Genomic DNA, 14,125 nt, shown 5'->3' with positions numbered 1-14,125 from the left:
GGGCGTGCATGGACTAAGCGTTTAGCGCTTGCTCCAAGTCAGCAATAATATCGTCAATGTGCTCAATACCTACAGACAGTCGAATCATCTCTGGCGAGACGCCCGCCTGTGCTTGCTCTTCTGCACTCAATTGACGATGCGTGGTAGAGGCTGGGTGGCATGCCAATGATTTTGCATCACCAATGTTAACCAATCGTTTAAACAAGCCCAGCGCGTCATAGAAACTCACACCTGCGTCATAACCTTCTTTCAATCCGAAAGAAAGAATCGCTGATGGCTTCCCACCCATGTATTTTTTCGCGAGATCATAAAACGCAGAGTCTGGCAGACCCGCATAGCTTACCCAGCTGACTTTATCGTGCGCTTTCAGATACTCCGCCACTTTAAGGGCGTTTTCAACATGACGCTCCATGCGCAGAGACAAAGTTTCCAGCCCTTGCATCAGCATGAACGCATTCATTGGTGAGAGCGCTGCGCCGGTATTGCGCAATGGGACTGTGCGTGCGCGACCGATGAAAGCGGCATCACCAAAGGCTTCGGTGTAAACCACGCCGTGATAAGAAGGCTCTGGTTGGTTAAACACAGGGAAGCGCGCTTTGTGCTGTGCCCAAGGGAATTTACCTGAATCGACAATAACACCACCAAGCGTTGTACCGTGACCGCCCACATATTTTGTCAGTGAGTGAACAACGATGTCCGCACCGTGCTCAATCGGTTTGCAAAGCACAGGTGTTGCGACTGTGTTGTCGACGATGACAGGCACACCTTGTGCATGAGCCAGTTCAGCGATTTTGGCTAAATCGACAATGTTGCCTGCAGGGTTACCAATGCTCTCGCAATAAACGGCTTTTGTTTTTTCATCAATCAATGCCGCGAGGCTTTCTGGTTTGTCGTCTTTTGCAAATCGAACTTCAATACCTTGCTTTGGCAGCATGTGTGCGAACAGGGTATAAGTGCCACCGTACAGCTGAGGGGTAGACACAATGTTATCACCGATTTCCGCCAGGGTTTGGATGGCATAGTTGATGGCAGCGCTACCGGCACTTACCACCAGACCCGCTATACCACCTTCCAAAGCTGCCATGCGTTGCTCAAGCACATCATTGGTTGGGTTCATAATGCGGGTATAGATATTTCCCGGCACGGCAAGGTTGAACAGATCAGCACCATGTTGAGCGCTGTCAAATTCATAGGCAACGGTTTGATAGATAGGCGTTGCGACAGATTTGGTGGTTGGGTCCGTTTGGTAGCCCGCGTGAATGGAGAGCGTTTCGTCTTTCATGTTTCATCCTTGTGCACATTTCAACCGAAAGGCTCACTATCGCATAAAGCACAGGGGTGTAAATTGCTACTGTTCAAGGATCTTGTATTTGATAAGCCTTAGCGCAGACGAATACTAATTTGGTGCATGTAAATACGATAAATGATTGCAAGTACAACACAGACCATGGCGGGAGCCGCAAAGGAATAAGCGCCTAAAATAGGGAAGATAAGCGCGCTGATTGTACCGCCTAAAATAAACCCGATCGCGATGACTAAAAACAACACCAGTTTACGCCGATTGAGTGGTTGTCCGCGCAGCAGTGCGCCAAACATTAAGCCCAAGTCCGTGATAATCCCGGTGATGTGTGTCGTGCGAACAATTGCGCCGCTGTAGCTTGTCACTAAGCCATTTTGAATACCACAAGCCGCTGCCGCGAGATACAAACCATACACAGCATTGTGTTGCATTGGATAGATGGCACCAAGCAATAAACCAGCTTCGACGATAAGCAGAATGTCGTAACGACGCCCTAGTGACAGGGTGCCATCTTTCAAAATGAAACCAGATAAGAGTGCGCCACCGAAAAAACCGGCAAGAATGCTCGACAAATGGAAGAGCTGGGCTGGATGGCTATTGATCATGTCGGTGCCGATCAGCGTAGCAGTGCCAGACAGGTGAGAGATAGCCTGGTGCTCAAAACCGAGCAAGCCAATGCCATTCACGCAACCTGCGGTGAGAGCCAGAATAAAAGCCCCGTACTCAACCCATTTGGGCAGCTTGGATATCACGCGTAAACCTTTAATGAAATGCTGGCGATAAAGAAGTGCTCGGCATGATGCCGAATAGACGAGGGATTTTACATCAAACCGCGAAAAAGCTCGCGGTTTAGATCAAAGGGACAAATCGAACGTGGTCAAGCGCGATCCGATAGGCATCGAAAGATGCTGGCCAACCAAGCGTTAGTTGATTGGAATAATCGTGATATCACCGTATAGCGTGCACTGACAGGCAAGGCGGCGTTTATCACCGTCCATGTCCAGTGTATCAAGCAGGTCGATCTCATCTTCATTCTTTGGACTTAGGTTGTTCATACCAGCCGTCACATCAATGGCGCACGTCCCGCATGCCGCCGAACGACAGCCAAACGGCACTTCGCTTTTTCCTGAGTCTTCCAAATCGATCAATGAACTGCCATTGGCAAGTTCAACAGTATTTCCTGTATGACCGAAAGTGACTTTTGGCATGGCGTAACTCCTCTAACATGGACGCTTGATGTTTATTTGAGCGTTATTTTCATCCTTAGCATAGTCCTTTAATATCGCAGTCGAGAACAAAAATGTTCGATAATCAACCACTAATTTGCCATTTCGAGCAATTTCACTGAATACAATCTGAATGGTCGGTATGACGAAAGAATGGGGAACGGTAAACACATCTTGCCCGTCCTGTGCTATTCCTTTTAATACAAACATCTCAAAGTTGGAACCACCTATGACCTCCAATCTCGCTTTGTCTGACAACAAACCTTCGCTCGACATCTTGATGCGCGATTTGCAACAGCTAAGCCGTCGGCGCGGTCAGTCATTTTCTGATTGGGTCGGAGAATTGCTGAAAGTAGGGGCGAGCCATTTTAATGCCAGCCTCGGGGAGCTTTGCAGAGTCAGTGACCAAGAGATCCATGTTGTGGAACGCTTTTCGGCGGACACTGCCGGAAGTGCAGAGGGCTCTCCTCTCAACGTTTCTGATGTTATGCCGCTTGCGAATTCATTCAGTGGTGTTGCAGCCGGTATGCAAACACCGATACTTGCGCCCGATACTCACGCACATGAAAAACTGAGCGGCCATCCTTATATTAAACATTTGCCTGGTGCTTACTGGGGCGTCGCTATTCATTTTGGGGGCGTGGTATGGGGAACCCTGAGTTTTAGTTCTGAAGCTTTGTGTGAAAGTAATGCGAATGACGAAAATGCCTTGCTGCTGATGGCGGGTTTGCTTGAACTTAAACTTGAAAATGATGAGTATCGCGAAGAATTGTTTGGCGCGCGCACGTCTTATCAATTGCTTAGTGAGCGTTTGAAAAACATTCAGCACATTGATTTGTTGACCGACTTACCTAATCGTGGCGCTTTGTTTGATTATCTTCACCGCGAAATTAACCAACTGATTCGTCGAGACGGAGAAGGCGCGATCGCGCTGGTGGATATCGACTTCTTCCACATGTTCAATGAAAAACACGGCCATGAAGAGGGTGACCGCATACTCAAAGGCGTGGCAGACTCGCTCAGACAAGCCGTGCGTAACTACGATTATGTTGCGCGTTACAGCGGTGAACAGTTTTTAGTGTGGTTTCCCGATACTTTACAATCGGAAGTGGTGAAAGTGTGTGAACGGATGGCGGCGCATGTTTCTCACTGCGAAGTCGAAGGAACGCCTGTCACCATTAGTGTCGGCTATTGTGCTTTTCGTAGTGATAGTGAAGAAAAAATCCCATTTTCTAGAGCACTCGATAAGCTAATCAATTTAGCGAATACCGCGTTAAATGAAGCAAAAGCCAAAGGACGAAATTGTGCCGTGTCTGCATCTAAACGTCCTGTCACCATCACGTCGCTACCGATTTAAATACATTGTTTTGAATCCTGTCTCGATTATCGATAGAGGTATACAGACAGAAAATAATTGATTTGGTCGTTGATGTATTTGACCGTTATTTGGCGGTCGCTTGTTTCACCGCCTTGTGTGATGTCCCAAGGAATGAATTTGGTGTAACGCGGCAGCGATTTTCCCGACTGTACTGAAGAGGGGGATAGTGCGATCAAAAAGTCCACATTCTGTCCTTGATAAGCCTCTATTGTGCGTAAATGGTCATCCCGACATGCAATGTTGTATTGGCGAAGCGATTGACACGCTGAGGCGATGTTGCAAACCTCGCTAGTGAACGCACACAAGCCTTTGAAATAACTGTCAGCTTTGTGGTTCAAGATAGACTGAGCAACCAGTGAATATCCTTCTTCTCCATCACAAAGAAATAACACGCTGGGCTTGATTTTTTGCCCGTTTGGCTTCGGCGTCTCTGTGTCATTTTCCAATACCGATAACCCCTCGTTTCTGCTGTTTGCTTTTTCGCTTTCCTTCGCGCATTGACCCATGTTTTTGTCTCTTTGGCTGTTCATCAATGGTGATCCCAGAACATGAGATTCACCCTCTACGTGCCTCCACTACTCGATAGCCACTGCAATGCGTGCGAGAAAAAACGTCGATGAGGTTACTCGTGTATAACCTAGACAAGCAATGTTTCACTCGGGTGACGTATTGATTTCATTAATGTTTCAGCGTGAAAGTGACACGGTCTGTAATCAAATGTTCACATTTTGTTAAGGTTACTGTCATAGGCGGCCTCTAACTTTTACATCAGTTTTGAAGCGAAAACGAAAGCAGTACAGGCTTTTCTGACTGCTTAAATGAACAAACAATCGACTTGGAGGTTGATGTGAAACTTAAGACTCTGATTGCGGCATCGACAGTATGTCTGTCTACCTTTGCAGCGGGTAACGTTGCTGCTGCGTCACGTGACTACATTAGCATTGTTGGTTCATCAACAGTGTACCCATTTGCCACCGTTGTAGCGGAACGCTTCGGTCGCACGTCAGCATTTGCTGTACCGAAAATCGAATCAACAGGTTCAGGCGGTGGCTTGAAATTGTTCTGCTCAGGTGTAGGCGAAAACACACCGGATATCACTAACGCATCGCGCAAAATCAAAAGCTCAGAAGTTGAGTTGTGTGCGAAAAACGGCGTAAAAGATATCGTTGAAGTGAAAATCGGCTATGACGGCATCGCGTTTGCGAACTCTAAAAAATCTCAGCAGTTTGATATCACTTTGAAAGACCTTTTCACTGCGCTGGCGAAAGTGGTTCCTGATGCAAACGGCAATCTGATTGCCAATCCAAACAAAACCTGGAAAGACGTTAACGCCTCTCTTCCCGCAACCAAAATTGAAGTGCTAGGTCCACCACCAACGTCGGGTACGCGTGATGCGTTCGTCGAGTTGGCGATGGAAGGCGGTTGTAAGCAATATCCAGAGCTGAAAGCGCTGAAAAAAGCAGACAAGAAAAAATACAAAGCGGTTTGTCACGGTATTCGTGAAGACGGCGCGTTTATCGAAGCAGGCGAAAACGACAACCTGATTGTTCAGAAGCTGGCTGCGAATCCAAACGCGTTTGGTATCTTCGGCTATAGCTTCCTTGAGCAAAATGCAGACAAAGTGCAAGGCGCTAAAATCGGCGGCGTAGTGCCTACGTTCGACGCGATTGGTGACGGTTCTTACCCTGTTTCTCGCTCACTGTATTTCTACGTGAAGAAAGCGCACGCAGAAGTGATTCCGGGTCTGCAGCAGTACGTTGCCTCTTTCACGTCTGAAGATGCGATTGGCGATGAGGGCTACTTGACTGACCGTGGTTTGATTCCGCTGTCAGCGCGTGATTTGAAACTGGTTCGCAACAACGCAGTTGACCTCACACCGAATCTGTAACGCGTTACCCCTGAGGTGGTGTGCTGATAACATCACGCCACCTTTGTTGTACAAGGGATTAAAGGAAAAGGGATGCAAACGTCTACATTGATGGTGATAGTGCTGGCGCTAACGTTGAGCGCGTACTTCCTTGCCAAAAAACGTTCCCGGGATGTTGCTACCGTCGCTGGTGGCTTGAACAAACTTCACTCCCGGCCTAATTATTACGGCTCCTATGCGGCTATTTTAGCGGCAGTGCCGAGTGTACTTCTTCTTATCATCTGGCAGGCCTTTGAGCCGAGCACGGTGAAATCGCTGGTGATGGCGCAACTGCCACAGAGCGTACTTGATACCAATGAAAATACGCAGTTGTTGTTTGGCCAGATCGTGCATATTGCTAACGGTCTGCTTCAGACGGATGAGCCTGCTTTGCTAGCGGCCGCGGCCTACTATCATCACCTCGAGAGCATTGGGCGTACTCTTCGTTTCGTCGCCGTGGCTGCCTTGTCACTGGTTGGCTTATCGTTCGGTTGGCGTACAGTCAGACCTAAGCTAAAAGCCCGTCATCACGTCGAAAAATGCCTTCAATTTTTCCTCATGTTTTGTTCGACGCTGGCTATTCTCACCACGCTAGGTATTGTTCTTTCGGTGCTTTTTGAAGCGATTCGCTTCTTCCAAATTATCCCGATCACAGATTTTCTGTTCGGCACGCAATGGTCCCCACAGATAGCCCTTCGTGCTGATCAACAAGGCGCAACAGGCGCATTTGGTGCTATTCCGCTGTTCACCGGCACTTTGATGATTTCCTTTATCGCCATGTGTATTGCTGCGCCAATTGGCCTAATGAGCGCGATTTATCTCGCTGAGTACGCTTCGCCTACCGTTCGCAATATCGTTAAACCTGTGTTGGAAGTGCTGGCAGGGATACCGACGGTGGTTTACGGCTTCTTTGCCGCTTTGACCGCCGCGCCATTTATTCGAGATCTCGCCCATGCGATTGGCTTTTCGGGGGCCTCTTCTGAGAGTGCGCTTGCAGCAGGCATGGTAATGGGTGTGATGATCATTCCGTTCGTTTCGTCGTTGTCAGACGACGTGATCACTGCGGTTCCTCAATCGCTGCGTGATGGCTCACTTGGCCTAGGCGCGACCCAATCTGAAACCATCATCAATGTTGTTATTCCCGCCGCGCTTCCCGGTATTGTCGGCGGCTTGCTGCTGGCCGTATCACGCGCCATTGGCGAAACCATGATTGTGGTGATGGCGGCAGGTTTGTCGGCCAAGTTAACTGCTAACCCGTTGGATTCAGTCACCACGGTGACAGTGCAAATCGTGACCTTGTTGGTGGGCGATCAGGAATTCGATAGCCCGAAGACACTGGCTGCATTCGCCTTGGGCTTGACGCTGTTTGTTGTCACGCTGGCACTTAACTTTGTCGCCCTTCGAATCGTGAAGAAATATCGAGAGCAATATGACTGATAGATTATTAAAAATCGCAGAAACCAAGCGAGAAAAAGTGAAGGCAGGTGTGGGTCGTCGTCGCGCCAAAGAAAAGCGTTTTCGCTTCTATGGCGTTGCATCCATCTCCATGGCATTTGCGTTTTTGATTGTGTTGATGACCACCATTGTTTCTGATGGCTATACCGCGTTTTTCACCACTGAAATTAAACTGACGGTTGACTTGTCTGCGGATGAACTGGGACTGGTTGGTCAGGATATTAATCAACAGACCTTGATGAGTGCGAGCTTTCGTAAAGTCATCCGCAAAGCGATTTTGGACGATGTGCCTGTTAATGGTCGTCAGAACAAACGCCAGCTTTATAAATTCTTGTCGAACGGAGCGGAATACGATTTGCGTGACATGGTCATTGCCGATCCATCGCTAATTGGGAAAAGAATCGAGTACTGGGCGCAAGCGGGCGACAACTTCAATCAGTACAACAAAGGCAACATCACGGCAGCCATACCAGAAGATGGGCGACAGTTTAAAAATCTTCAAATCCAATGGTATGACGAACTGGTGAAAGAAGGGAATGTTCGCACTGTCTTCAACACCAACTTCTTCACCAATGGCGACAGCCGTGATGCAGAGTTAGCCGGTATTTGGGGGGCGACGGTTGGGTCGTTTTATACCTTGTTAATCACGCTGGCATTAAGTTTTCCGATTGGTATATCTGCCGCGATTTATCTTGAAGAGTTTGCACCGCGTAATCGTGCAACGGAACTGATTGAAATTAATATCAATAACCTTGCTGCGGTGCCATCAATTGTGTTTGGTTTGCTCGGGTTAGCTGTGTTCTTGAATGTGGCAGACTTGCCTCGTTCAGCACCTGTTGTGGGCGGCTTGGTGCTAACGCTAATGACCTTACCAACCATTATTATTTCTAGCCGAGCGGCAATTAAAGCTGTCCCGCCATCCGTGCGTGACGCCGCGCTCGGTGTTGGTGCTTCAAAAATGCAGATGGTCATTCACCATGTGTTGCCATTGGCCATGCCGGGCATGCTCACAGGCACCATCATTGGCATGGCACAAGCGCTGGGTGAAACCGCGCCACTGCTCATGATTGGTATGGTCGCTTTCATTGTCGATGTCCCATCTGGGCCATTAGACGCGGCAACCGCACTTCCAGTACAAATATATCTCTGGGCGGAAAACCCAGAAAAAGGCTTTGTCGAGAACACCTCAGGCGCAATCATGGTGCTGCTGGCCTTCTTGGCATTTATGAACGCATGTGCCGTTATCATGCGCAAGCGCTTAGAGCGCAGATGGTAGGAGTAGGGAAATGACAACCATAATTACACATTCGTCTGATTTTTCATCCAGCAAAAGTGTTCGCTCAGCGGAGCATACCGCAGCCCCGAAAGAGACTTGCGGGATCCCCTTTGTCGATGCCCCTCGTATGACGGCGCGCAATGTTGGTGTGAGCTACGAGAGTGGCGCTAAATCGGCCATTCGTAATATCAATCTTGATATTGGCGAGAAACAAGTGCTGGCAATGATCGGCCCTTCAGGTTGCGGTAAATCGACGTTTTTACGCTGTTTAAACCGTATGAACGACACGGTTTTTGGTTGCGATGTCACGGGAGAAATCTTGCTGGATGGCCACGACATTTATGCCAAGGAGCAAGAAATCGTCGAGCTCCGTTCACAAGTCGGCATGGTATTCCAGCGTGCAAATCCGTTCCCTAAATCTATTTATGACAACGTGGCATATGGACCACGTATTCATGGCTTGGTGGACAGCAAAGACGAGCTTGATGAAGTGGTGGAGCAATCCTTGCGTCGCGCAGGTCTTTGGGAAGAAGTGAAATCACGTTTAGGCCAGCCTGCAACGGGTTTGTCTGGTGGGCAGCAACAGCGCTTGTGTATCGCACGTACTATTTCGATTGCACCAGAAGTGATCTTGATGGATGAGCCGTGTTCGGCGCTTGACCCGATTGCGACTGGAATCATCGAAGATCTTATCGAAGAGCTCAAAGAGAACTTCAGCATCGTGATTGTCACGCACTCCATGTCTCAGGCTCGACGTGTTTCCGATCGCACGGCGTATTTCCATTTAGGCGATCTGGTTGAAGTGAATGAAACCGTCAACGTGTTTGAGCAACCCGAGCACACACTGACGCGCGATTACATTGGTGGCCGATTCGGGTAAAACCCAAGTGTTTGGTTTCAGTCAATTAAGATAATGTTATCAAGGCGAACTCAACGTTCGCCTTTTTCGGCAGTGATCTGGTGTTCATTTGCACGAACTGTTTAAAGCCTGTCCAAACGAGCGAATTAGAGTAAATTCGCACTTTACAAGGTCACGATAGCTTTGTAATATTCGCGGCAACAACGGAGAGATGGCTGAGTGGTTTAAAGCACCGGTCTTGAAAACCGGCGAGGGTTTATAGCCCTCCTAGGGTTCAAATCCCTATCTCTCCGCCAAATTCTAAGCCCCTGATTTATCAGGGGCTTTTTGCGTTTTTGGTACTGCATTAAGTCACCTAACAGGATTGACTGAGACAATGTACCTATTCCGTGCCCCAAACTCGACCTACTACACTCGCATCTGCTTGCCTAAATCCTTAAGAGATAATGGGTTTCCTTTTGACTTGAAAATTTCGCTACTTACCAAGCGACGTGATGAAGCCGTCGAGCGGAATTTCATCTTGGTTCCTTGCGTACGTGAGTTGATTGAACGTGCTTTTGAGTACGGTGATGCAAAAGCGTTTCGCCATCACGTGGATGACGTCGTCAATCAGGTTCGAGAAAACTTTTCACTTAGAGATACGCCGCGATTTCCCACTCGAAGATTGCGAACGAACAGTTCGCTAAACCTGACTCGACCTGAAGAGGAGCACACAAAGCATCCTTCACGCAAAATCTCGCCCCAACTTGCCTTAGAAGAGTTTATCGAGTCCAAGAAAGCCTCAAAGATAACGCCGCTGAGTATTGAGCAACTCAATCAAAGAATCTCTCACTTCCTAGAGGACTTAACGCTGGACTGTATATCAAAAACAGCCAGTGCGGATGCTTTGCGATTTCGTGATCGTTTATACCGAGAGGGACGAAGTTACAAGACCAACAAAGAGTATTTGGCGGCTTGTCGTCAATTCTGTCAGTGGTGTAAGCAGATGAACTACCATGTTGAAAACCCCTTTATCGATGTCACCGTGAAACATCAGGTGAAGAAAAAAAACCAAGATGAAGAGCGGGCACGTTGGACGATGGATGATTTGGTGAAGCTCTATCGCTCAACGTCTTTCCAAGCACAATCCATGCAATTTAAGTGGGTCACGGCAATCTTACTTTATCAAGGACTTCGTCCTTCAGAAGCTTGCCAGCTTCGTGTCGCTGACATTCGTTCAGAAGATGGCGTCGCTTGTTTCGCCATATCAGAAGAGGGGGAGCATCAGCATGTGAAAACATCAAGCAGTGTCAGGCTGGTGCCCATTCATCCCAAGCTACTCGCGCAGGGTTTTATGGATTTTGTATCGACCAGACAATCGACGCGTTGCTTGCAGTTGTTTGATTATAAACCAGAAGGAAAATGGCTCGATTGGTCTAAAGGATATTGCCGTCAGCTCGGTAGATTGCAAACTAAAATCGGCATGAGAGCAAAAGAGCGGCCAACGGCATACAGTTTTCGTCACACGTTCACTGATGAGCTCAAACAGAATGACGTTGAAGAGTCACTGGTCGCACAAATTGTAGGTCACAGACACAAGGGCATTACCTTTGGACGTTATGGAAAAAAATATCCAGTGAGTAAACTGATCAAGGTGATTGAAAAAGTGGTATTCCCAGGGATAGACATGTTGGTGAATGGTGATGTGCCTCGCAAGTTTTGGGATTGAAAGACGGGCTGCCAAGGCGTTACTTCAGCCCGTCTGGCATGTCGAAGGCGCAGGAAGATGCATATGATAAATATAGCGAATTTTGACGTAGCATTCGCAGCATTATACATAAAGTATCCATAGGGTTAATATTTAAGTTATTGTTATTAAAGATTTTATAGGATTGACGACAAGGTTATTGCATCGTAGCTTGCTCGTAAAAGAACAGCATCCAGCTGTCGAGAGAGCAAAAAAATGACAATAAAAACGATAAATAATTACCTAGACAATTATCTCAGCGAACGACGTTTCAGTGTGTCGCCATCCACGTTGAATTCAGAAAAAAGTAAAACGAATAATCTGAAACGATTGATAGGGAAACGCGCTATCGACGCTATTACCCATAGCGATATCCGTCAGTTGATTGTGAAGTGGCATCGCCGATTCAAAAACAAAACCATCAACGGGCACCTCACTATTCTCAGAGCTATTTTTGCCCATGCGATGCGCGACGGTGTGATAACGCGTAACCCGACAGTTGGCATTGAGAACTTGAGAATCACCTCCACCGAACCCAATCCATTTACCAAGCAAGAGCTGGCTCGAATGTTTGAGTGTAGTGACGTGTGCGTTCATGGAAAGCACGCCGCGTTGTTGAATGCGCTGGTTGGGTTGCGTATCAGTGAACTCATCGCATTGTCTTGGGACGATGTGGACTGGCATCGTTGTCTTCTGTACGTGCGTCGCGCTCGTGTCCTTAAACACTATAAAGTGCCTAAAACTGCGGGGTCAGTGCGAACGATAGACTTAAACCCCTTGGCGATATCTATCCTTAAGTCACAACAAATGATGACGGCTAATCGACGAAGAAAGACAATTTCTATTCTGCAACGTGATAACAAAAGTTACCGAAAAGAGTCGGTGGCATTTGTATTTATTAATAGCAAGACGCGACAACCTTTTTTGAATGCAAGGCAGTTTGGTAAAGCTTTCTTTAATCCCTTTCTCAATAAGGCAGAAGTGACGCATCGAGGGGCAGGACAGTTGCGCCATACATTTGCATCGCAATGTTTGACGGCGGGTATCAGCAAAGAGTGGATTGCGCAGCAAATGGGGCACACGGGCACGCATATGATAGATGCTCACTACGGCAAGTGGCTTCGAGACGATGCGCCCGATTGTGCGTTATTGGCGTCTAAACATCTTCAAGATATTTTCGGCCTAGATGAAAAACCGCAATTGGTACCCTTACCGAAAAGTGATGATGTGGCGTCTGCGCTGCTGAGAAGGTTGCAATAAAAACCTCAGCTCATCGCACTGCTTCAGACGATGTTGGAGGAAGCTTAATGCATTCGTTGACCGTAGGTGACGACCTCCAAACCGTGCATTGGCAAAATGTGACGGTGACGCAACCCGCTGCGCTTGCGTCACACTTTTGCTTCGCAAAAGATGCACGCAAGCTGCGGGCAAGAGAAGTCTCTCTTGACTCTCTGACTCGACCTCAGAGAGGTCGAGAATGAAGACCATCCGATTTTTTCATCGTCGTTTTAATTACACAGCAAACCAAAAAGATAGAGTGCGATGCAAGCAGTCGTTAAGGCATTCATTGCGACTGACCAATGAGCTAAGTACAACGAAACAATTTGAGTGGAACTCTGAGCTTTCGGGATGCAATTTGCTCTGGCGTCACGGAAGACTTAAACAATTAGACAAGATTGATGACAGCATTAAACAAGAGGTTCTCCACGGCATTGTACCCGAGCCATGTGTTCAAAATCATACAAAGACGCAAACTCGCTTGAGACAGTATCGCAAGAAATTGAAAACAGCGATTGAATCTGAGCGCCAATTAGGGAATGAAGAAGCAGCCGTATTTTTAGAAGAAATACTCAGCCTAAAGCAAGCCGTACGGCACAAATCAGTGATGCCGCAGTTTGAGCAACTTCCCATGTCGCGAAAAAAGCAACGGGTAAAAATGTTGGAAACTTATCTGGATTTCTTCATCGCGATGTCAGAGTCAACGCCAAATCGAAACCTGACACACGTGCAAGAAGGGATTTTTAAGGTGCCGCACAAATGGGAGGTAGGGAACAATCAGATATCGCTTGAGGAATATATACAAGCCACCGTTAGCTTCCTAGAACTTTATTTCCCAAACTATTCAATAGAGGCGGTCATTGGACATGATGATGAACGGGGCGCAGATGAAGACACAGGCGCACATACCCACTACTTTCTAAGCGGACAGAACGACATGACGGGTGATTTCGATTTGCTCAAAACTCAGCGTGCCGTGGTAAATGTTTACTCAAAGAGTAAAAGTCTGAACGTTGCGCCTTTACCACTGGAAGGGAACTTAACGAGAGACCAGACTCGAAGCGTCGGAGAGTTGTTTCAGCTGATGGTGTTCGACTATTTCAACGAACATTTGTTTCAGCACAAGGGACTCAATGCAGAGTTGGCTCCTGAGAGCGAAAGGCGATCTAAACAAAGAACCAAAATGAACCAAGAAGCAAGCCTTCCTAAAGGGAAAAGAGAGTTCAATTATCACAATCGAATGATTTTGGACCAAAAAGCAAAGTTAGAGCTGACATGGCAAAAAACTAAACAGGCGAAGGTGCGTCTTGTAGAGGTTGAGAATCAATACCATGTCACTGTTGGAGAGTTGGCGGCGCTTAAAGAAGAGCGAAGTCAATTGAGTCTTAGCAACAAGTTTCTTCATGACGAAGTCATGAAATTACGTGCTGAGGAGCAGGTGGTACTGGCGACACTGCGTTCGTTTAATGAAGAAGTGTTTGGTCATATGACAAAGTTCTGTGCCGCGTTATTTTTTGTACTTCGAACAAGTGATTTGGGATTAAAGAAAAAAGTTGAACGCTTCGTAAATCAAGCTGTGGATCACCTGTTGGCTTTGCCTGAGCCACTCAAGGAACGTGCCGCGATATTGATGGACTCGGAGATGAAGCATGCCGAAAAAAGGCGAGATGAACGTAAGCGGTTAATAAACCCCACATACCAATAATACACGTGCTTTGACA

12 protein-coding genes and 1 tRNA gene are annotated in these 14,125 nt (G+C 47.4%); 9 read left to right on the top strand and 4 right to left on the bottom strand.

All coding sequences use genetic code 11. The features are described 5' to 3' along the window. Window positions 1-13: 13 nt before the first annotated feature. From AC3CIC_RS10715 to AC3CIC_RS10705, 3 genes are all read right to left on the bottom strand, one after another. Window positions 14-1,282: an O-acetylhomoserine aminocarboxypropyltransferase/cysteine synthase family protein gene (locus AC3CIC_RS10715; RefSeq protein WP_394210412.1), complete on the bottom strand. Its 1,269-nt coding sequence runs from the start codon at window positions 1,280-1,282 to the stop codon at window positions 14-16. A gap of 98 nt (window positions 1,283-1,380) precedes the next feature. After that, window positions 1,381-2,052, bottom strand: a complete 672-nt coding sequence (locus AC3CIC_RS10710; protein WP_016961171.1) for a YoaK family protein — start codon at window positions 2,050-2,052, stop codon at window positions 1,381-1,383. A gap of 171 nt (window positions 2,053-2,223) precedes the next feature. Continuing rightward, window positions 2,224-2,508 (bottom strand): 2Fe-2S iron-sulfur cluster-binding protein, encoded by a 285-nt coding sequence (locus AC3CIC_RS10705; RefSeq protein WP_488514589.1) that lies wholly within the window; start codon window positions 2,506-2,508, stop codon window positions 2,224-2,226. A gap of 247 nt (window positions 2,509-2,755) precedes the next feature. Between AC3CIC_RS10705 and AC3CIC_RS10700 the strand changes: the two genes are divergently transcribed. Beyond that, complete coding sequence (locus tag AC3CIC_RS10700) at window positions 2,756-3,883, top strand: sensor domain-containing diguanylate cyclase (RefSeq protein ID WP_488514588.1); 1,128 nt, start codon at window positions 2,756-2,758, stop codon at window positions 3,881-3,883. 26 nt (window positions 3,884-3,909) lie between these two features. Here the strand turns inward: AC3CIC_RS10700 and AC3CIC_RS10695 are convergent, their stop codons facing one another. Next, window positions 3,910-4,434, bottom strand: coding sequence for a hypothetical protein (locus AC3CIC_RS10695; protein WP_488514587.1), 525 nt, complete (start codon window positions 4,432-4,434; stop codon window positions 3,910-3,912). Between the two features lie 317 nt (window positions 4,435-4,751). On the opposite strand from AC3CIC_RS10695, the gene AC3CIC_RS10690 reads away from it, so the two are divergent. From AC3CIC_RS10690 to AC3CIC_RS10655, 8 genes are all read left to right on the top strand, one after another. After that, window positions 4,752-5,792, top strand: coding sequence for a substrate-binding domain-containing protein (locus AC3CIC_RS10690; protein ID WP_017004219.1), 1,041 nt, complete (start codon window positions 4,752-4,754; stop codon window positions 5,790-5,792). A 72-nt stretch (window positions 5,793-5,864) separates the two neighbouring features. Continuing rightward, a complete protein-coding gene (gene pstC, locus AC3CIC_RS10685; RefSeq protein ID WP_488514586.1) occupies window positions 5,865-7,247 on the top strand; it encodes a phosphate ABC transporter permease subunit PstC in 1,383 nt (460 codons plus the stop codon). After that, window positions 7,240-8,541 (top strand): phosphate ABC transporter permease PstA, encoded by a 1,302-nt coding sequence (gene pstA, locus AC3CIC_RS10680; RefSeq protein WP_371733144.1) that lies wholly within the window; start codon window positions 7,240-7,242, stop codon window positions 8,539-8,541. Before pstC ends, pstA begins: the two co-directional genes overlap by 8 nt. A gap of 127 nt (window positions 8,542-8,668) precedes the next feature. Further along, window positions 8,669-9,421 carry a phosphate ABC transporter ATP-binding protein PstB gene (gene pstB, locus AC3CIC_RS10675; protein WP_277814493.1) on the top strand — a complete coding sequence of 251 codons (753 nt, stop codon included), beginning with the start codon at window positions 8,669-8,671 and terminating at the stop codon, window positions 9,419-9,421. Between the two features lie 184 nt (window positions 9,422-9,605). Beyond that, window positions 9,606-9,696: transfer RNA gene (locus AC3CIC_RS10670), tRNA-Ser, on the top strand. Between the two features lie 167 nt (window positions 9,697-9,863). After that, window positions 9,864-11,108, top strand: coding sequence for a tyrosine-type recombinase/integrase (locus tag AC3CIC_RS10665; protein ID WP_488514585.1), 1,245 nt, complete (start codon window positions 9,864-9,866; stop codon window positions 11,106-11,108). A 234-nt stretch (window positions 11,109-11,342) separates the two neighbouring features. After that, complete coding sequence (locus AC3CIC_RS10660) at window positions 11,343-12,386, top strand: site-specific integrase (RefSeq protein ID WP_488514584.1); 1,044 nt, start codon at window positions 11,343-11,345, stop codon at window positions 12,384-12,386. A 217-nt stretch (window positions 12,387-12,603) separates the two neighbouring features. Further along, on the top strand, window positions 12,604-14,109 hold the full coding sequence (locus tag AC3CIC_RS10655) for a hypothetical protein (RefSeq protein WP_488514583.1): 1,506 nt from the start codon (window positions 12,604-12,606) through the stop codon (window positions 14,107-14,109). Window positions 14,110-14,125 lie beyond the last annotated feature (16 nt).

This window comes from Enterovibrio sp. QJM3NY_24, from assembly GCF_057786035.1.
This window is presented reverse-complemented; position numbering and strand designations above follow the sequence as displayed.

Bases quoted from the DNA above. Each gene is read 5' to 3' on its own strand.
- AC3CIC_RS10715 (WP_394210412.1), bottom strand. From the start codon at position 1,282: ATGAAAGACGAAACGCTCTCCATTCACGCGGGCTACCAAACGGACCCA.
- AC3CIC_RS10705 (WP_488514589.1), bottom strand. From the start codon at position 2,508: ATGCCAAAAGTCACTTTCGGTCATACAGGAAATACTGTTGAACTTGCC.
- AC3CIC_RS10700 (WP_488514588.1), top strand. From the start codon at position 2,756: ATGACCTCCAATCTCGCTTTGTCTGACAACAAACCTTCGCTCGACATC.
- AC3CIC_RS10695 (WP_488514587.1), bottom strand. From the start codon at position 4,434: ATGAACAGCCAAAGAGACAAAAACATGGGTCAATGCGCGAAGGAAAGC.
- pstC (WP_488514586.1), top strand. From the start codon at position 5,865: ATGCAAACGTCTACATTGATGGTGATAGTGCTGGCGCTAACGTTGAGC.
- pstA (WP_371733144.1), top strand. From the start codon at position 7,240: ATGACTGATAGATTATTAAAAATCGCAGAAACCAAGCGAGAAAAAGTG.
- pstB (WP_277814493.1), top strand. From the start codon at position 8,669: ATGACGGCGCGCAATGTTGGTGTGAGCTACGAGAGTGGCGCTAAATCG.
- AC3CIC_RS10660 (WP_488514584.1), top strand. From the start codon at position 11,343: ATGACAATAAAAACGATAAATAATTACCTAGACAATTATCTCAGCGAA.
- AC3CIC_RS10655 (WP_488514583.1), top strand. From the start codon at position 12,604: ATGAAGACCATCCGATTTTTTCATCGTCGTTTTAATTACACAGCAAAC.